The 18,919-nt window shown below is 39.8% G+C and carries 17 protein-coding genes and 1 other annotated feature; all 17 genes read left to right on the forward strand.

Annotated features, from left to right (window positions below; genetic code table 11):
- The first annotated feature begins 74 nt into the window (after positions 1–74).
- The 17 genes from sigH to rplC all read left to right on the forward strand — a co-directional run bounded on the left by sigH (position 75) and on the right by rplC (position 18,914).
- The gene (gene sigH, locus BM012_RS23285) at positions 75–725 is read left to right on the forward strand and encodes an RNA polymerase sporulation sigma factor SigH (protein WP_019394086.1); all 651 of its coding nucleotides are present in this window, start codon (positions 75–77) and stop codon (positions 723–725) included.
- A gap of 117 nt (positions 726–842) precedes the next feature.
- Positions 843–992 (forward strand): 50S ribosomal protein L33, encoded by a 150-nt coding sequence (rpmG, locus tag BM012_RS23290; RefSeq protein ID WP_019394085.1) that lies wholly within the window; start codon positions 843–845, stop codon positions 990–992.
- A 38-nt stretch (positions 993–1,030) separates the two neighbouring features.
- On the forward strand, positions 1,031–1,210 hold the full coding sequence (secE, locus tag BM012_RS23295) for a preprotein translocase subunit SecE (RefSeq protein WP_019394084.1): 180 nt from the start codon (positions 1,031–1,033) through the stop codon (positions 1,208–1,210).
- A 133-nt stretch (positions 1,211–1,343) separates the two neighbouring features.
- Complete coding sequence (gene nusG / locus BM012_RS23300) at positions 1,344–1,880, forward strand: transcription termination/antitermination protein NusG (protein ID WP_019394083.1); 537 nt, start codon at positions 1,344–1,346, stop codon at positions 1,878–1,880.
- Between the two features lie 219 nt (positions 1,881–2,099).
- Positions 2,100–2,525 carry a 50S ribosomal protein L11 gene (rplK, locus tag BM012_RS23305; protein WP_019394082.1) on the forward strand — a complete coding sequence of 142 codons (426 nt, stop codon included), beginning with the start codon at positions 2,100–2,102 and terminating at the stop codon, positions 2,523–2,525.
- Between the two features lie 114 nt (positions 2,526–2,639).
- Positions 2,640–3,338, forward strand: a complete 699-nt coding sequence (rplA, locus tag BM012_RS23310; RefSeq protein WP_019394081.1) for a 50S ribosomal protein L1 — start codon at positions 2,640–2,642, stop codon at positions 3,336–3,338.
- Positions 3,339–3,385: 47 nt separating this feature from the next.
- Positions 3,386–3,540, forward strand: a sequence feature (ribosomal protein L10 leader region).
- Between the two features lie 50 nt (positions 3,541–3,590).
- Entirely contained in the window at positions 3,591–4,091 is a 501-nt protein-coding gene (gene rplJ / locus BM012_RS23315; RefSeq protein WP_019394080.1) for a 50S ribosomal protein L10, read from the forward strand.
- A gap of 53 nt (positions 4,092–4,144) precedes the next feature.
- On the forward strand, positions 4,145–4,507 hold the full coding sequence (gene rplL / locus BM012_RS23320) for a 50S ribosomal protein L7/L12 (RefSeq protein ID WP_040056357.1): 363 nt from the start codon (positions 4,145–4,147) through the stop codon (positions 4,505–4,507).
- A 216-nt stretch (positions 4,508–4,723) separates the two neighbouring features.
- On the forward strand, positions 4,724–5,326 hold the full coding sequence (locus BM012_RS23325) for a class I SAM-dependent methyltransferase (RefSeq protein ID WP_061802636.1): 603 nt from the start codon (positions 4,724–4,726) through the stop codon (positions 5,324–5,326).
- A gap of 249 nt (positions 5,327–5,575) precedes the next feature.
- Positions 5,576–9,142 (forward strand): DNA-directed RNA polymerase subunit beta, encoded by a 3,567-nt coding sequence (rpoB, locus tag BM012_RS23330; RefSeq protein ID WP_061802637.1) that lies wholly within the window; start codon positions 5,576–5,578, stop codon positions 9,140–9,142.
- A 44-nt stretch (positions 9,143–9,186) separates the two neighbouring features.
- Positions 9,187–12,780: a DNA-directed RNA polymerase subunit beta' gene (gene rpoC, locus BM012_RS23335; RefSeq protein ID WP_061802638.1), complete on the forward strand. Its 3,594-nt coding sequence runs from the start codon at positions 9,187–9,189 to the stop codon at positions 12,778–12,780.
- A gap of 437 nt (positions 12,781–13,217) precedes the next feature.
- A complete protein-coding gene (rpsL, locus tag BM012_RS23340; RefSeq protein ID WP_019394075.1) occupies positions 13,218–13,631 on the forward strand; it encodes a 30S ribosomal protein S12 in 414 nt (137 codons plus the stop codon).
- Positions 13,632–13,670: 39 nt separating this feature from the next.
- Positions 13,671–14,141, forward strand: coding sequence for a 30S ribosomal protein S7 (rpsG, locus tag BM012_RS23345; RefSeq protein ID WP_019394074.1), 471 nt, complete (start codon positions 13,671–13,673; stop codon positions 14,139–14,141).
- 53 nt (positions 14,142–14,194) lie between these two features.
- Positions 14,195–16,273, forward strand: a complete 2,079-nt coding sequence (gene fusA / locus BM012_RS23350; RefSeq protein ID WP_061802639.1) for an elongation factor G — start codon at positions 14,195–14,197, stop codon at positions 16,271–16,273.
- Between the two features lie 120 nt (positions 16,274–16,393).
- On the forward strand, positions 16,394–17,584 hold the full coding sequence (gene tuf / locus BM012_RS23355) for an elongation factor Tu (RefSeq protein ID WP_040056353.1): 1,191 nt from the start codon (positions 16,394–16,396) through the stop codon (positions 17,582–17,584).
- A 356-nt stretch (positions 17,585–17,940) separates the two neighbouring features.
- The gene (gene rpsJ, locus BM012_RS23360) at positions 17,941–18,249 is read left to right on the forward strand and encodes a 30S ribosomal protein S10 (protein WP_019394071.1); all 309 of its coding nucleotides are present in this window, start codon (positions 17,941–17,943) and stop codon (positions 18,247–18,249) included.
- Between the two features lie 35 nt (positions 18,250–18,284).
- A complete protein-coding gene (rplC, locus tag BM012_RS23365) occupies positions 18,285–18,914 on the forward strand; it encodes a 50S ribosomal protein L3 (RefSeq protein ID WP_019394070.1) in 630 nt (209 codons plus the stop codon).
- The last annotated feature ends 5 nt before the right edge of the window (positions 18,915–18,919 follow it).

The raw sequence follows: 18,919 nt of genomic DNA on the forward strand, positions 1-18,919 counted from the left end.
ACACAATTTCGTTTGTCAAGTGAGAGTATCTACTGTATAATATTGCTATCTACTGCGCGTTCGGGGGGATCGATGTGGGCTTAAAACTTAGTTCAAAAGAAAGCGTTCAGTTACAACGTCAAGAAGATGAATTGGTTGTAGAGTTGGTTCACAGTGGTAATAGCGAAGCATTAGATTACTTGATTCACAAATACCGAAATTTTGTAAGAGCAAAAGCAAGGTCGTATTTTTTAATAGGTGCAGACAGAGAAGATATTGTACAAGAAGGCATGATTGGGCTTTACAAAGCCATCCGTGATTTTAGGGAAGATAAGCTATCATCTTTTAAAGCTTTTGCTGAGCTCTGTATTACAAGGCAAATCATTACGGCTATCAAAACAGCAACTCGACAAAAGCATATTCCGCTTAATTCTTATATATCATTGGACAAGCCTATTTATGACGAGGAATCAGACCGTACGCTTATGGATATTATTTCAGGAGCTAAGATTATGAATCCTGAAGAACTGATTATTAACCAAGAGAAGTTCGACGATATTGAACTTAAGATGGCTGAACTTCTAAGTGATTTGGAAAGAAAAGTACTTGTCCTTTATCTTGATGGACAATCTTATCAAGAAATTTCCGAAGAGCTAAATCGTCATGTGAAATCGATCGACAATGCCTTACAGCGCGTCAAACGTAAGTTAGAGAGATATTTAGAATTAAGAGAGATAACATTATAAAAAAGTCGACATGGCATTCTTATAGAATGCCATGTTGACATTTATTGTGTAATTATGATACTTTTTTAAGGATATTATATGTAATACCCATGGGTATTATGATAACAGGTGATAAAGATGCGTAAAAAATCTGTTTTGGCTTGTTCTGCTTGTGGAAGTCGTAACTATTCTACAATGAAAAATAGCAGTGCGGCAGGGGACAGGCTTGAAATTAAGAAGTTTTGCAAAACGTGTAACAGCCATACGGCACATTTAGAAACAAAATAGATTGATTCTACCCCTTTTCAACTGGAGGTTTCGTTTTAATGAAACGAATTGGAAGCTTTTTTAAAGATGTAGTACGCGAAATGAAAAAAGTCAGCTGGCCAACAAAAAAAGAATTAACTCGTTATACCATTACAGTTGTTACGACTGTAATTGTCATGACAGCGTTCTTTGCTGTAGTAGATCTAGGAATTTCTTCATTAATCCGATTGATTCCTTGAATAAGTGATGAATAAACATGGTATAATACAAAATAGATAAGCTATGTGAAAAGCCCGGGAACGGGTTTTTTAATTTGTCTTAAAATAGTTTCACTTCGAGTGAGTGGGAGGGAAAGGACGGAGGTCCTCAGCAATGGAGAAAAACTGGTACGTTGTTCATACCTATTCTGGTTATGAAAACAAAGTGAAAGCCAATTTAGAAAAGCGTGTCGAATCAATGGGCATGCAAGATAAAATCTTCCGTGTAATCGTACCGGAAGAAGAAGAAACAGAAACAAAGAACAACAAAACAAAAGTAACGAAGAAGAAAGTATTCCCAGGTTATGTGTTAGTAGAAATTGTCATGACAGATGATTCTTGGTACGTAGTACGAAATACACCTGGTGTTACTGGTTTCGTTGGCTCAACAGGTTCAGGATCAAAACCAACTCCATTATTACCGGAAGAATCAGAAGTAATTCTGAAAAGAATGGGTATGGAGCATGAGAAAGTAGATCTTGGTTTTGAGCTTAAAGAAGTTGTTATGGTGAAAGAAGGGCCATTTGCAAACTTTGAAGGAACAATTGAAGAAATTGATTTTGATAAGAAGAAAATTAAAGTACTTGTTAACATGTTTGGTCGTGAAACACCTGTCGAACTTGATTTCCACCAGATTGATAAGATTGAATAGAAAGAGATTTAATGTGCTCTGAGACGATGACCTAGAAATTTCCTCATAAAAAACTTGCATTTCTGTTGAAACAGTGGTAACATTTCATAAGTCAGTACGTCTCAATTTTTGAGACTATACATTAAATATTCTTTATATTTTTTAATACGAGATAAAGAAGAATGAGTGGGAGGGGCTAATCCCCTATTACCACATCACGGACTTAAGGAGGTGTGTCTCGTGGCTAAAAAAGTAGTGAAAGTTGTAAAACTACAAATTCCTGCGGGCAAAGCAAACCCAGCTCCACCAGTTGGTCCAGCATTGGGTCAAGCAGGTGTAAACATCATGGGATTCTGTAAGGAGTTTAACGCTCGTACAGCAGATCAAGCAGGATTGATCATTCCAGTTGAAATTTCGGTATTTGAGGACCGTTCATTTACATTCATTACGAAGACTCCTCCTGCTGCAGTATTACTTAAAAAAGCAGCTGGTATCGAGTCAGGTTCTGGTGAACCAAATCGTAACAAAGTAGCAACAGTGAAACGAGATAAAGTACGCGAGATTGCTGAAACGAAAATGCCAGACCTTAACGCAGCAGACGTAGAAGCGGCTATGCGTATGGTTGAAGGTACTGCTCGTAGCATGGGAATCGTTATCGAAGACTAATTCCTATGTAAAACGTATTGGTAGTTGACAAGGTTGCGGGTATGGTTTTGCCATTTCGCAACCTTTATTCGTGGGAGGTTATTCCGCTAAAACCACATAAGGAGGAAATTTAAAATGGCTAAAAAAGGTAAAAAATACTTAGAAGCTTCTAAGTTAGTAGATCGTACAGCTGCTTATGATGTTAAAGAAGCAATTGAACTGATCAAAAAAACAAGCACAGTAAATTTCGACGCAACAGTTGAAACAGCATTTCGTTTAGGAGTAGATCCTAAGAAAGCTGATCAACAAATCCGTGGCGCTTTAGTTTTACCACACGGTACTGGTAAAACTCAACGTGTATTAGTATTCGCTAAAGGTGAGAAAGCAAAAGAAGCAGAAGCTGCTGGAGCTGACTTCGTTGGCGATTCTGATTACATCAACAAAATCCAACAAGGTTGGTTTGATTTTGACGTAGTTGTAGCTACTCCAGACATGATGGGTGAAGTTGGTAAACTTGGTCGCGTATTAGGACCAAAAGGTTTAATGCCAAACCCTAAAACTGGTACAGTAACATTCGACGTTGAAAAAGCAATCAACGAAATCAAAGCTGGTAAAGTTGAATACCGCGTTGATAAAGCTGGTAACATTCATGTACCAATTGGTAAAGTATCATTTGAAGATAACAAGCTTGTTGAAAACTTTACAGCACTTTATGAAACAATGCTTAAAGTTAAACCTGCTTCTTCAAAAGGAACTTACATCAAGAACCTAGCTGTAGCTTCTACAATGGGCCCTGGTGTAAAAGTTGATACGGCATCTTTTGGAATTAAATAATAAGGTATTGACTTTCTAACAGTCATTTAATATAATTTACCTTGTCTTAAAATTAAACATTATTGCCAAAGACAGTAGGTGCTTACTAAAGCTTAATTTCCTACCGAGGTGTATGATATAAAGCAGCGTTGCACGTCTGTACGCTCGTTTTAGAAAACCCTCTATGTCTTATTTATCACATAGAGGGTCTTCTTATGTTGCACCTTTTAAAAGGCATAAATGTGCATATCGAAATTTCCGGGAGGTGTAAAAATGAGCAGTGCTATCGAACAAAAGAAAGTAATCGTAGACGAAATTGCTGATAAGTTTAAAAATAGTAAATCAACAATCATTGTTGACTACCGTGGACTAAACGTATCTCAAGTAACAGAACTTCGTAAAAACCTACGTGATGCTGGCGTAGAATTCAAAGTATTCAAAAATACTTTAACTCGCCGTGCGGTAGAAAAAGCTGAGTTAACTGAGCTTAACGATGCATTAACTGGACCAAACGCAATTGCTTTCTCTAATGAGGATGTTATTGCACCAGCTAAAGTTTTACATGCATTCGCGAAAGAAAATGAAGCTCTTGAAATTAAAGCGGGCGTTCTTGAAGGGAACATTGCTTCAGTTGAAGAAATTCAAGCAATCGCAACTCTTCCATCTCGTGATGGCTTACTTTCTATGCTTCTTAGCGTACTTCAAGCTCCAGCTCGTAACTTCGCTCTTGCAACTAAAGCTGTTGCAGATCAAAAAGAAGAGCAAGGCGCTTAATTATAGCTAACGGTTTTAAAACTAAATTATAATCCAATGAGGAGGACTTTCAAATGTCTAAAGAACAAATTATCGATGCTATTAAAGAAATGACAGTTCTTGAACTTAACGACCTAGTAAAAGCAATTGAAGAAGAATTCGGTGTAACTGCTGCTGCTCCTGTAGCTGTAGCTGGTGGTGCTGGCGGAGACGCTGCTGCTGAGAAAACTGAATTTGACGTAGTACTTGCTGGTGCTGGCGGACAAAAAATCAAAGTTATCAAAGTAGTACGTGAAATCACTGGTCTTGGCTTAAAAGAAGCTAAAGAACTTGTTGACAACACTCCAAAAGCTCTTAAAGAAGGCATTTCTCAAGAGGAAGCTGACGAGCTTAAAGCTAAACTTGAAGAAGTTGGCGCTTCTGTAGAAGTTAAATAATTTAAACATTACAGCATATGCTTTAATGTTACAATATAAAGATAAGCGAGGTTTTCTTAGAAACCTCGCTTATCTTTATGTTAAGGTAAGAATAAAGGGGCTCGTTATGAACGGCCTCTTTTGCCTTTCCTGTAAAGTGAGCATTTCACATTGAGCTCATTCTTTTGTATAATGAAAAAGTTATAATACTATGGAAGTGAGGAGGAGCTACGTAAGATGACAGAGCACTATTTTTCATCAAATCCTTCTGCTCAAAGCGATCGACAAAGCTTTCACTTCACGCTTCGTAATCACCATTTTACATTTACAACAGATCATGGTGTATTTTCGAAGAAGGAAGTCGATTTTGGTTCTCGCCTGCTTATTGAAACATTTGAAGAACCAGAAGTACAAGGGGATTTTCTTGATGTTGGATGTGGGTATGGCCCAATCGGATTATCTTTAGCTAAACAATGGCCAAGTCGTAAAGTGGATATGGTTGATGTAAATGAGCGAGCATTGGAGCTTTCAAGTGAAAATGCAAAAAGTAACGGTGTTGAGAATGTGAACATCTTCAAAAGTTCAGCATATGAAAATGTTTCATCAAATCAATATGCAGCTATTTTGACAAACCCGCCTATTCGGGCAGGGAAAAAGGTTGTTCATGAAATTCTTGAAGGGGCCTCAACTCGATTAAAAGAAAATGGCGAGCTTTGGGTTGTTATTCAGAAAAAGCAAGGAGCTCCTTCTGCACTTGAAAAATTAGAAGAGTTATTTTCTGAAGTTTTGGTAGAAACGAAGAAAAAAGGTTATTATATTATTCGTGCAAAAAAAAATTGACACTGATTTTTCGATGTGTTAACATTATAAAATGCCAATATGTAATTATTCCATCTTAATAAAAAAATTATACCTAAAAAGGTATAATTTTAGTTTGTATGGAAAAGCTAATAAAATCAATAGTACGTTTTAACGAAATTGTGGTTTTTTAATGAAGAAACCATTTTTTCTTTTGTTTAATGATAGGTATTGTTACCTTTTTATCATTAAAAGTTTCAATAATAACGCTTGATTTGAGGGGTGAATCAGTTGACAGGTCAACTAGTTCAGTATGGACGCCACCGCCAACGTAGAAGTTATGCTCGTATCAGTGAAGTTTTAGAATTACCAAACCTCATTGAAATTCAAACCTCTTCTTATCAATGGTTTCTTGATGAGGGTTTAAGAGAAATGTTCCAAGATATTTCTCCAATTGAGGACTTTACAGGTAGCCTATCTTTAGAGTTTATCGACTACAGCTTAGGTGAACCAAAGTATTCCGTAGAGGAAGCAAAAGAACGTGATGTAACGTATTCTGCACCTTTACGTGTAAAAGTACGTTTGATTCATAAAGAAACAGGAGAAGTAAAAGACCAAGAAGTGTTCATGGGAGATTTTCCTCTTATGACAGAAACAGGTACGTTTGTCATTAATGGTGCTGAACGTGTTATCGTTTCTCAGCTTGTTCGTTCTCCTAGCGTGTATTTCAGTGGAAAAGTAGACAAAAACGGTAAGAAAGGCTATACCGCTACTGTTATTCCAAACCGTGGAGCTTGGTTAGAGTACGAAACAGACGCAAAAGACGTTGTTTATGTACGTATCGACCGCACGCGTAAACTGCCAGTTACTGTGCTTTTACGTGCGCTTGGATTTGGAACTGATCAAGAAATCATTGATTTACTCGGAGATAATGAATATCTACGAAACACGCTTGAAAAAGACAATACAGAAAACACAGAGAAAGCTCTATTAGAGATCTATGAGCGTCTACGCCCTGGAGAGCCTCCAACAGTAGAAAATGCTAAAACTCTATTAGTTTCTCGTTTCTTCGATCCAAAACGCTATGATTTAGCAAATGTTGGACGTTACAAGATTAATAAGAAGCTTCACATCAAGAATCGTTTGTTCAATCAACGTCTAGCAGAAACGCTTGTTGATCCTGAAACAGGTGAGATTCTTGTTGAAAAGGATACTATCATTGATCGTCGTACACTTGATCGCATTTTACCAATGCTAGAAGGCGGCGTAAACTTCCAGACTCATGAGCCAGTAGGCGGAGTTCTTGAAGAAGAAGTATCTCTTCAGTCTATCAAAATCTATGCACCAGGAGACGCAGAAGGTGAGAAAGTTATTAATGTTTTAGGTAATACTTTCATAGATGAGAGTGTTAAAAACATTACGCCTGCTGATATCTTGGCTTCTATAAGCTATTTCTTCAACCTTCTTCACCAAGTTGGAGGAACAGACGATATTGACCACTTAGGAAACCGTCGTCTACGTTCAGTTGGAGAATTGCTGCAAAACCAATTCCGCATTGGTCTTTCTCGTATGGAGCGCGTTGTGCGTGAGAGAATGTCAATTCAAGATACAAATGCAATTACGCCGCAACAATTAATTAACATTCGTCCGGTTATTGCATCAATTAAAGAGTTCTTTGGAAGCTCTCAGCTTTCACAGTTCATGGACCAAACAAACCCATTAGGTGAGTTAACTCACAAACGTCGTCTTTCTGCATTAGGACCTGGTGGTTTAACACGTGAGCGTGCTGGTTTCGAAGTACGTGACGTTCACTACTCTCACTATGGTCGTATGTGTCCGATTGAGACGCCAGAGGGTCCAAACATTGGGCTTATCAACTCATTATCTTCTTATGCAAAAGTAAACAAATTCGGATTTATCGAAACTCCGTACCGTCGTGTTGATCCTGAAACAGGAAAAGTCACTGATAGAATTGATTACCTTACAGCAGACGAAGAAGATAACTATGTAGTTGCACAAGCAAATGCTCGTCTTGGTGACGAAGGTGAATTTTTAGATGAAGAAATCGTATCTCGTTTCCGCGGAGAAAACACCGTAATGAAACGTGATCGCATTGACTATATGGATGTATCACCTAAGCAAGTAGTATCTGCTGCAACAGCTTGTATCCCATTCTTAGAGAACGATGACTCTAACCGTGCTCTAATGGGAGCGAACATGCAACGTCAAGCAGTACCATTGCTTAAACCAGAAGCACCAATCGTTGGAACAGGTATGGAGTATGTATCTGGTAAAGACTCTGGTGCAGCCGTTATTTGTAAACACCCAGGTGTTGTAGAGCGCGTTGAAGCAAAACACGTTTGGGTACGTCGTTACGAAGAAGTAGACGGTCAAATGGTAAAAGGTGACCTTGATAAATATAATATGCTGAAATTCATTCGTTCTAACCAAGGAACATGTTATAACCAACGCCCTATTGTTTCTGTTGGGGATGAAGTGAAAAAAGGTGAGATTCTTGCTGATGGTCCTTCAATGGACAAAGGTGAGCTTGCTCTTGGACGCAACGTTCTTGTTGGTTTCATGACATGGGATGGTTACAACTATGAGGATGCAATCATCATGAGCGAACGTCTTGTAAAAGATGATGTTTATACGTCTGTTCATATTGAAGAATATGAGTCAGAGTCTCGTGATACAAAGCTTGGACCTGAAGAAATCACACGTGACATTCCAAACGTTGGTGAAGATGCACTTCGTAATCTTGACGAGCGTGGAATCATTCGCGTTGGTGCTGAAGTAAAAGACGGAGACCTACTTGTTGGTAAAGTAACGCCAAAAGGTGTAACAGAATTAACAGCAGAAGAACGTCTATTACATGCAATCTTCGGTGAAAAAGCACGCGAAGTACGCGATACTTCACTTCGTGTTCCACATGGTGGAGGCGGAATTGTGTTAGACGTGAAAGTGTTTAACCGTGAAGATGGTGACGAACTTCCACCGGGAGTAAACCAACTTGTTCGCGCGTACATCGTTCAAAAACGTAAAATCTCTGAAGGGGATAAAATGGCGGGACGACATGGTAACAAAGGTGTTATCTCACGCATTCTACCTGAAGAGGATATGCCATATTTACCAGATGGAACACCAATTGATATCATGTTAAATCCATTAGGGGTACCATCTCGTATGAACATCGGTCAGGTATTAGAGCTTCATCTTGGTATGGCTGCTCGTCAACTTGGCATTCATGTTGCAACTCCTGTATTTGATGGAGCACGTGAGGAAGATGTTTGGGCAACAATTGAAGAAGCAGGTATGGCTCGTGATGCGAAGACAGTTCTTTATGACGGCCGTACAGGAGATCCGTTCGACAACCGCGTATCTGTTGGTGTCATGTATATGATCAAACTTGCGCACATGGTTGATGATAAACTTCATGCTCGTTCAACTGGACCATATTCACTTGTTACGCAACAGCCACTTGGAGGTAAAGCTCAGTTCGGTGGACAGCGTTTTGGTGAGATGGAAGTATGGGCACTTGAAGCATATGGTGCTGCTTATACACTTCAAGAAATCTTAACAGTTAAATCAGACGACGTTGTTGGTCGTGTTAAAACATATGAAGCCATCGTTAAAGGCGAAAACGTTCCAGAACCAGGCGTACCAGAATCATTTAAAGTATTAATTAAAGAGCTTCAAAGCTTAGGTATGGACGTTAAAATTCTATCTGGCGATGAAAAAGAGATTGATTTCATGGATTCAGAGGATGATCAAGATCAACCAAATGAAGCTATCATGAATGATGCTCAGCCAGAAGCACAGGCACAGCTGCAAAAAGACCCTGTCATAAAAGAGTAGAGGCAATAAGGGAAAACCTGTAGACTAAGAGGGAGGTAGGCCCCTTGTTAGATGTAAATAACTTTGAGTATATGAAAATTGGTCTTGCTTCACCTGATAAAATCCGTTCATGGTCTTACGGTGAGGTTAAAAAACCTGAAACAATTAACTATCGTACATTAAAACCTGAAAAAGATGGTCTCTTCTGCGAGCGCATTTTCGGTCCTCAAAAGGACTGGGAATGTCATTGCGGAAAATATAAACGCGTTCGTTATAAAGGCGTTGTATGTGACCGTTGTGGTGTAGAAGTAACTCGTGCTAAAGTTCGACGCGAGCGTATGGGACATATCGAGCTTGCAGCCCCAGTTTCACACATTTGGTATTTCAAAGGAATTCCAAGTCGTATGGGTCTTGTATTAGACATGTCTCCACGTGCATTAGAAGAGATTATTTATTTCGCTTCTTACGTTGTAACAGATACAGGAGATACACCACTTGAAAAGAAACAGCTTCTTTCTGAGAAAGAATACCGTGCATATCGTGAGAAGTATGGTCAAACTTTCCAGGCTGCAATGGGTGCAGAAGCTGTTAAAAAAATTCTTCAAGACATTGACTTAAATAAAGAAGTTGAACTTCTTAAAGAAGAACTAAAAACTGCACAAGGTCAACGTCGTACTAGAGCAATCAAACGTCTAGAAGTATTGGAAGCATTCCGTAACTCTGGAAACCATACAGATTGGATGATCCTTGATGTCCTACCTGTTATTCCACCAGAATTACGCCCAATGGTTCAATTAGACGGGGGTCGTTTTGCGACATCTGACTTAAACGATTTATATCGTCGTGTAATTAACCGTAATAATCGCTTGAAGCGTCTTTTAGACCTTGGTGCTCCAAGCATCATCGTCCAAAACGAAAAGCGTATGTTACAAGAAGCTGTTGATGCGTTGATTGATAATGGTCGTCGTGGCCGTCCTGTTACAGGACCTGGTAACCGTCCTTTAAAATCACTTTCACATATGCTAAAAGGTAAACAAGGTCGTTTCCGTCAGAACTTACTTGGAAAACGTGTTGACTACTCTGGTCGTTCCGTTATCGTTGTAGGTCCTAACTTAAAAATGTACCAATGTGGTTTACCAAAAGAAATGGCTCTTGAGTTATTCAAGCCGTTTGTAATGAAAGAGCTTGTTGCTCGTGGCTTAGCTCATAACATCAAGAGTGCCAAACGCAAAATTGAACGCGTTCAGTCTGAAGTATGGGACGTTTTAGAATCAGTTATTAAAGAACATCCAGTTCTTCTAAACCGTGCACCTACACTTCATAGACTTGGTATTCAAGCATTTGAACCAACTCTAGTAGAAGGTAGAGCAATTCGTCTTCATCCATTAGTATGTACAGCTTATAACGCAGACTTTGACGGTGACCAAATGGCGGTCCACGTGCCACTTTCTGCTGAAGCACAAGCTGAGGCACGCATTCTAATGCTAGCTGCCCAAAATATCTTAAACCCGAAAGACGGAAAACCAGTTGTTACGCCGTCTCAGGATATGGTATTAGGTAACTACTACTTAACAATGGAGCGTGTGGGCGCTGTTGGAGAAGGAATGACTTTCAAAGATTCAAATGAAGCCATTCTTGCGTACCAAAACGGTTATGTTCACCTTCATACACGCGTAGCTGTTCAAGCTAGTTCTTTAGACAACCAAACGTTCACTGAAGAACAAAGAAATCAGCTTCTTGTTACGACAGTAGGTAAGCTAGTATTCAATGAAATTCTGCCTGATTCGTTCCCTTACATCAACGAACCAACAAGATTCAATCTTGAAAACGAAACACCAAAGAAATATTTTGTTGATAAAGGTGCAAACGTACGTGAATATATTGAATCATTAGATGCTGTTGATCCATTCAATAAGAAGATTCTTGGAAATATTATTGCTGAGATCTTTAAACGTTTCAAAATTACGGAAACGTCTCGTATGTTAGACCGTATGAAAGATCTAGGCTTTAAATATTCTACAAAAGCCGGTATTACAGTCGGTGTAGCTGACATCGTAGTATTAGGTGAAAAACAAGAGATTCTTGAAGAAGCTCAACATAAAGTAGATAAAGTTCTAAAACAGTTCAAACGCGGTCTTATTACAGAAGAAGAACGTTATGAACGCGTAATCTCTATTTGGAGTGAAGCGAAAGACGTAATCCAAGGAAAACTAATGGCAACTCTTGACCGAAGTAACTCAATCTTTATGATGAGTGACTCTGGAGCCCGTGGTAACGCATCTAACTTTACGCAGCTTGCAGGTATGCGTGGATTGATGGCCAACCCATCTGGACGTATCATCGAGTTACCAATCAAATCTAGTTTCCGTGAAGGATTAACGGTATTAGAATACTTTATCTCGACACACGGAGCTCGTAAAGGTCTTGCCGATACAGCTCTTAAAACAGCCGATTCAGGTTACCTTACTCGTCGTCTTGTTGACGTTGCTCAAGATGTTATCGTTCGTGATGACGACTGTGGTACAGATCGTGGACTTCTTATCCGTTCTATTAAGGAAGGAACAGAAGAAATCGAGAGTCTTGAAGAGCGCTTAATTGGTCGTTATTCTAGAAAAACAATTAAGCATCCTGAAACAGGCGAAGTAATGGCTCGCGAAAACGATCTAATTACAGAAGATATGTCTAAAGCAATTGTTGAAGCAGGTATCGAAGAGGTATGGATCCGTTCTGCGTTCACTTGTAACACACGCCACGGCGTATGTAAAAAATGTTATGGTCGCAACTTAGCTACAGGTTCACAAGTTGAAGTTGGTGAAGCTGTTGGTATTATCGCTGCCCAGTCTATCGGGGAGCCTGGTACACAGTTAACAATGCGTACATTCCATACAGGTGGGGTTGCCGGAGACGATATCACTCAAGGTTTACCTCGTATCCAAGAGCTATTTGAAGCACGTAATCCTAAAGGTCAAGCGATGATTTCTGAAATTGACGGTACAGTAACAAACATCCGTGAAATCCGCGATCGCCAGCAGGAAATTACAATTCAAGGTAGCATTGAATCTAAAACATATACAGCACCATATAATGCTCGCTTAAAAGTAACTGACGGACAATATGTTCTTCAAGGTCAAGAACTAACAGAAGGTTCTGTAGACCCTAAAGAGTTACTAAAGGTGAAAGATCTTATGGCTGTTCAAGAATATCTATTAAAAGAAGTACAAAAAGTATACCGTATGCAAGGGGTAGAAATTGGAGATAAGCACGTTGAAGTTATGGTTCGCCAAATGCTTCGCAAAGTGCGCGTAATGGATTCTGGAGATACATCTGTTCTTCCTGGGTCATTACTTGATATTCACCAATTTACAGATGCCAACGAAAAAGTATTGCTTGAAGGCAAACGCCCTGCAACAGGTCATCCTGTGTTGCTTGGTATTACAAAAGCATCTCTTGAAACAGACTCATTCCTTTCTGCTGCATCGTTCCAAGAAACAACACGTGTTCTTACAGACGCAGCAATCAAAGGTAAACGTGATGAGCTTCTTGGCTTGAAAGAAAATGTTATCATCGGTAAGCTTGTACCAGCTGGTACAGGGATGACACGTTATCGTCAAACAACGCCAAAACCAGCTCAAGACGCTGAGTTTATTACTGTAGACTAATGTAATCATTCTTTCCTAAAGGGATGTCACAAAAAACTTACGAGATTTTGTTGACATCCCCTCGGGAGAATGATACTATACAAAAGGTGCTCCTATCAGTAACCTACTACTTTTATTTTATAGAAGTATGTTAGGCTCAGATATCATTGTAGGAACGAAGCAAACAGCTCTTGCTTTCCAAAGATGGTATAGTCAACGATATTGTAATCGCTACTTTAAAGATCTCTTTAAAGTTAGTAATTAGAAACAATGTCGCTCTTTTCTATGTTAACTCAGTGAAAAGTGAAGAAGACTTGTGGGCCCCATTGATGGAACAGCATCTGTTGCCATAATGTAGTGAAACGTTTTTGAAATGAAAATTTCAAGAACTTTGTTTTTACTTTTAAATGAACCACCTGGATGAGTGGGCTTGAAAAAAGATGAAAGGAGGAAAAACAATGCCTACAATTAACCAATTAGTACGTAAAGGTCGTACTAACAAAGTTCAAAAATCAGATTCTCCAGCATTAAACAAAGGTTACAACAGCTTCAAAAAAGCTCAAACTAACCTTTCTTCACCACAAAAACGTGGTGTTTGTACTCGTGTAGGTACAATGACACCGAAGAAACCGAACTCGGCTCTTCGTAAATATGCACGTGTTCGTTTAACAAACGGTATCGAGGTTACTGCTTACATTCCTGGTATCGGTCATAACTTACAAGAGCATAGCGTAGTGTTAATCCGTGGCGGTCGTGTAAAAGACTTACCAGGGGTACGTTACCACATCGTTCGTGGTGCGCTTGACACAGCTGGTGTTGATGGTCGTATGCAAGGCCGTTCTAAATACGGTACTAAACGTCCTAAAAAATAATTTAACTATAACTAAACCTCAGTGAAAGGAGGAACTATAATGCCTCGTAAAGGTCCTGTTGCAAAACGTGACGTATTACCAGATCCAATTTATAATTCTAAACTTGTAACTCGTTTAATCAATAAGGTTATGTTAGACGGTAAAAAAGGAAAAGCTGAAGCTATCCTTTATAACTCTTTCGACCTTATCAAAGAACGTTCAGGTAAAGATGCTATGGAAGTGTTCGATGAAGCACTTAAAAACATCATGCCTGTACTAGAAGTTAGAGCTCGTCGTGTAGGTGGTTCTAACTATCAAGTACCAGTTGAGGTTCGCCCAGAGCGTCGTACAACTTTAGGTCTTCGCTGGTTAGTGAACTATGCTCGTCTTCGTGGTGAAAAAACTATGGAAGAGCGTTTAGCTAACGAAATCTTAGATGCAGCTAACAACACTGGTGCTGCTGTTAAGAAGCGTGAAGATGTACACAAAATGGCAGAAGCTAACAAAGCATTTGCTCATTATCGTTGGTAAGATTTTTACTACTATAAAAACCATTCTTAAAAAAAGGAAGGAGAAGTACCAAGATGGCAAGAGAGTTCTCCTTAGAAAATACTCGTAATATTGGTATCATGGCACATATTGATGCCGGAAAAACAACAACTACCGAGCGTATCCTTTTTTACACTGGTCGTATCCACAAAATCGGTGAAACTCATGAAGGAGCTTCACAAATGGACTGGATGGAGCAGGAGCAAGAACGTGGTATCACGATCACTTCTGCTGCGACAACAGCTCAATGGAAAGGTAACCGTGTAAACATCATCGATACTCCAGGACACGTAGACTTCACTGTTGAAGTTGAACGTTCTCTTCGTGTACTTGATGGTGCGGTAGCTGTTCTTGATGCACAATCTGGAGTAGAGCCACAAACTGAAACAGTTTGGCGTCAGGCTACTACTTATGGAGTTCCACGTGTAGTATTCGTTAACAAAATGGATAAACTAGGTGCGGACTTCCTATATTCTGTAGGCACTTTAAAAGATCGTTTAGGTGCAAATGCGCATCCTATCCAACTTCCAATCGGTGCTGAAGATGCATTCGAAGGTATCATCGACTTAGTAGAAATGAAAGCTTATTTCTATGCAGATGACCTAGGTACTCGTACTGAAGACCGTGAGATCCCTGAAGAATACAAAGAGCAAGCTGATGAATATCGTGCTAGCCTTGTTGAAGCAGTTGCAGATCTTGACGAAGAGCTAATGATGAAGTATCTAGAAGGTGAAGAACTAACAACTGATGAATTAAAAGCTGCAATCCGTAAAGGAACTTGTGACGTTGAATTCTACCCAGTTATCTGTGGTTCTGCCTTCAAAAACAAAGGTGTTCAATTAATGCTTGATGCAGTAATCGACTACCTTCCAGCTCCAACTGATGTACCAGCAATCACAGGTACTGTGCCTGGTACTGAAGAAGAAGTAACACGTGAATCTTCTGATGAGGCGCCATTCTCAGCGCTTGCGTTCAAAGTTATGACAGACCCTTACGTTGGAAAACTAACTTTCTTCCGCGTATACTCTGGAACATTGAACTCAGGTTCTTACGTTAAGAACTCAACAAAAGATAAGCGTGAGCGTGTAGGTCGTATCCTACAAATGCACGCAAACCACCGTGAAGAAATCTCAACAGTTTACGCTGGAGATATCGCTGGTGCAGTAGGTCTTAAAGATACGTCAACTGGTGATACTCTATGTGACGAAAAGAATCTTGTTATTCTTGAGTCTATGGAATTCCCAGAACCAGTTATCCACGTAGCTATCGAGCCTAAATCAAAAGCTGACCAAGATAAAATGGGTACAGCTCTTGCTAAGCTTGCTGAGGAAGATCCAACATTCCGTACTCGTACTGATAATGAGACTGGTCAAACGATCATCTCTGGTATGGGTGAGCTTCACCTTGATATTCTTGTTGATCGTATGAAACGTGAATTCAAAGTAGAAGCTAACGTTGGTGCTCCACAAGTAGCTTATCGTGAAACTTTCCGCAGTTCTGCTCAAGTAGAAGGAAAATTCGTACGTCAGTCTGGTGGTCGTGGTCAATATGGTCACGTTTGGATCGAATTCTCACCAAACGAAGAAGGCGCTGGATTTGAATTTGAAAATGCAGTTGTCGGTGGGGTTGTACCTCGTGAGTACATTCCAGCAGTTCAAGCAGGTCTTGAAGACGCATTAGATAACGGTGTTGTTGCTGGATATCCTCTAATCGACATTAAAGCAAAACTTTACGATGGTTCTTACCATGATGTGGATTCAAACGAAATGGCGTTCAAAATTGCCGCTTCAATGGCACTTAAAAACGCTGCTTCAAAATGTAGTCCAGTAATTCTTGAACCTTTAATGAAGGTTGAAGTTGTTATCCCTGAAGAATATATGGGAGACATCATGGGTGATGTTACTTCTCGTCGTGGACGCGTTGAAGGTATGGAAGCTCGCGGACCAGCTCAAGTTGTACGTGCATTCGTACCTCTTGCTGAGATGTTTGGTTATGCAACTGCATTACGTTCAAACACTCAAGGTCGCGGAACTTACACAATGCACTTCGATCACTACGAAGAGATTCCAAAATCACTTGCTGAAGAAATCATCAAAAAAAATAAAGGTGAATAATTGATTTTCACGCTTTATTCAAGTATAACTACTTATGTAGGCTGTGAAAGTGGAGCATCCTCCCTTTCACGGCATTCCATATGAAAAAATAGATCTTATATACTTAAGGAGGATTTTAGAATGGGTAAAGAAAAATTCGACCGTTCCAAAACACATGCTAATATCGGCACAATTGGTCACGTTGACCATGGTAAAACAACTCTAACTGCTGCTATTTCTACAGTACTTCATAAGAAATCTGGTACTGGTACTGCAATGGCATACGATCAAATCGACGGTGCTCCAGAAGAGCGCGAACGTGGAATCACAATCTCAACTGCACACGTTGAGTATGAAACTGATTCTCGTCACTATGCACACGTTGACTGCCCAGGACATGCTGACTATGTTAAAAACATGATCACTGGTGCTGCACAAATGGACGGAGCTATCCTAGTAGTATCTGCTGCTGATGGCCCAATGCCACAAACTCGTGAGCATATCCTTCTTTCTCGTAACGTAGGTGTACCATACATCGTTGTATTCTTAAACAAATGTGACATGGTAGACGACGAAGAGCTTCTTGAATTAGTAGAAATGGAAGTACGTGACCTTCTTTCTGAATACGACTTCCCTGGTGACGATGTACCAGTAATCAAAGGTTCAGCTCTTAGAGCTCTTGAAGGAGACGCTGACTACGAAGCTAAAATCTTCGAACTTATGGATGCTGTTGATAGCTACATCCCAACTCCAGAGCGTGACACTGACAAACCATTCATGATGCCAGTTGAGGACGTATTCTCAATCACTGGTCGTGGTACAGTTGCTACTGGACGTGTTGAGCGTGGACAAGTTAAAGTCGGTGACGAAGTTGAAATCATCGGTCTTCAAGAAGAAAACAAAAAGACTACAGTTACAGGTGTAGAAATGTTCCGTAAGCTTCTTGACTATGCTGAAGCTGGAGATAACATTGGTGCTCTTCTTCGTGGGGTTGCTCGTGAAGATATCCAACGTGGTCAAGTACTTGCTAAACCAGGTACTATCACTCCACACAAAAAGTTCAAATCAGAAGTTTATGTTCTTTCTAAAGACGAAGGTGGACGTCATACTCCATTCTTCTCTAACTACCGTCCTCAGTTCTACTTCCGTACAACTGACGTAACTGGTATCGTTGTTCTTCCAGAAGGCGTAGAAATGGTTATGCCTGGAGACAACACTGAAATGACTGTTGAGCTTATCTCAACAATCGCGATCGAAGAAGGTACTCGCTTCTCTATCCGTGAAGGCGGACGCACTGTTGGATCAGGCGTTGTTTCAACAATCATCGAGTAATCGATAATATAAAAAGACGAGCTTTAGAGCTCGTCTTTTTTTTATGTTTATACCTTGTTTCTACTATATAAATAGAAGAAAACTAATTTTACAGGTAATTCCTTTTATATTTCTTCTTTCATTACTTGAATTGATAGGCTAACGTATGTATAATAGAAAAAGTGTAAGAGACCGAAAACATATAAAAAAAGTCTTGCAATGCAGGTGTTTTTTCTATATAATAGCTAATGTTGGTCTTTCAATGCGATGATGTAGGAGGTTGCTGACACACCCGGCCGCTTTGCCACGGCGAGTGGTGAGGAAATTCCTACGGAGAATGTCTATTTATGAAAATAGGCGAAAAAGGAGGGAAAATAATGGCAAAAGAAAAGATTCGTATTCGTTTAAAAGCTTATGATCACAGAATTTTAGATCAATCTGCTGAGAAGATTGTTGAAACTGCAAAGCGTTCTGGTGCTAATGTATCAGGTCCAATCCCACTTCCAACTGAGAAGTCTGTTTACACAATCTTACGTGCGGTGCACAAATACAAAGATTCTCGTGAGCAATTCGAGATGCGTACACACAAGCGTCTAATCGATATCGTGAACCCAACTCCACAAACAGTTGATTCACTAATGCGTCTAGACTTACCATCAGGTGTGGATATTGAAATTAAACTTTAATAAATAAAACCCAACAATTACAGGAGGTGTGACAAATGACCAAAGGAATCTTAGGAAAGAAAATCGGTATGACACAAGTATTTGCTGAAAATGGTGAGCTTATCCCAGTAACAGTAATCGAAGCTGCTCCAAACGTAGTAGTTCAAAAGAGAACTGTAGAAACTGACGGATATGAAGCTATCCAATTAGGTTTTGATGATCTACGCGAAAAGCTAGCTAACAAACCTAAAAAAGGCCATTTCGAAAAAGCTAATACTGCTCCTAAGCGCTACACTCGTGAACTTCGCGACGTGAACGTGGAGGAATACGAAGTTGGTCAGGAAGTCAAAGTTGATATTTTTGCAGAAGGTGACGTAATTGATGTGACAGGTACGTCTAAAGGGAAAGGTTTCCAAGGTGCTATCAAGCGTCATAACCAATCTCGCGGACCTATGTCTCATGGTTCCCACTATCACCGTAGCCCAGGTTCAATGGGTCCAGTTGATCCGAACCGCGTTATGAAAGGTAAAGCATTACCTGGACAAATGGGTGGCGAACGCGTTACTGTACAAAACTTATCAATCGTGAAAGTTGATACAGAGCGTAATCTTCTTTTAGTAAAAGGTAATGTACCTGGATCTAAAAAATCACTAGTAGTAGTGAAAAGCGGAGTTAAAGTAAAATAAAACAC

It is taken from the genome of Priestia endophytica DSM 13796 (genome assembly GCF_900115845.1).
Taxonomy (GTDB): domain Bacteria; phylum Bacillota; class Bacilli; order Bacillales; family Bacillaceae_H; genus Bacillus_I; species Bacillus_I endophytica.

Coding starts and splice junctions, on each gene's coding strand:
- rpmG (WP_019394085.1), top strand. CDS start 843: ATGCGTAAAAAATCTGTTTTGGCTTGTTCTGCTTGTGGAAGTCGTAAC.
- secE (WP_019394084.1), top strand. CDS start 1,031: ATGAAACGAATTGGAAGCTTTTTTAAAGATGTAGTACGCGAAATGAAA.
- nusG (WP_019394083.1), top strand. CDS start 1,344: ATGGAGAAAAACTGGTACGTTGTTCATACCTATTCTGGTTATGAAAAC.
- rplA (WP_019394081.1), top strand. CDS start 2,640: ATGGCTAAAAAAGGTAAAAAATACTTAGAAGCTTCTAAGTTAGTAGAT.
- rplJ (WP_019394080.1), top strand. CDS start 3,591: ATGAGCAGTGCTATCGAACAAAAGAAAGTAATCGTAGACGAAATTGCT.
- rplL (WP_040056357.1), top strand. CDS start 4,145: ATGTCTAAAGAACAAATTATCGATGCTATTAAAGAAATGACAGTTCTT.
- BM012_RS23325 (WP_061802636.1), top strand. CDS start 4,724: ATGACAGAGCACTATTTTTCATCAAATCCTTCTGCTCAAAGCGATCGA.
- rpsL (WP_019394075.1), top strand. CDS start 13,218: ATGCCTACAATTAACCAATTAGTACGTAAAGGTCGTACTAACAAAGTT.
- rpsG (WP_019394074.1), top strand. CDS start 13,671: ATGCCTCGTAAAGGTCCTGTTGCAAAACGTGACGTATTACCAGATCCA.
- fusA (WP_061802639.1), top strand. CDS start 14,195: ATGGCAAGAGAGTTCTCCTTAGAAAATACTCGTAATATTGGTATCATG.
- tuf (WP_040056353.1), top strand. CDS start 16,394: ATGGGTAAAGAAAAATTCGACCGTTCCAAAACACATGCTAATATCGGC.
- rpsJ (WP_019394071.1), top strand. CDS start 17,941: ATGGCAAAAGAAAAGATTCGTATTCGTTTAAAAGCTTATGATCACAGA.
- rplC (WP_019394070.1), top strand. CDS start 18,285: ATGACCAAAGGAATCTTAGGAAAGAAAATCGGTATGACACAAGTATTT.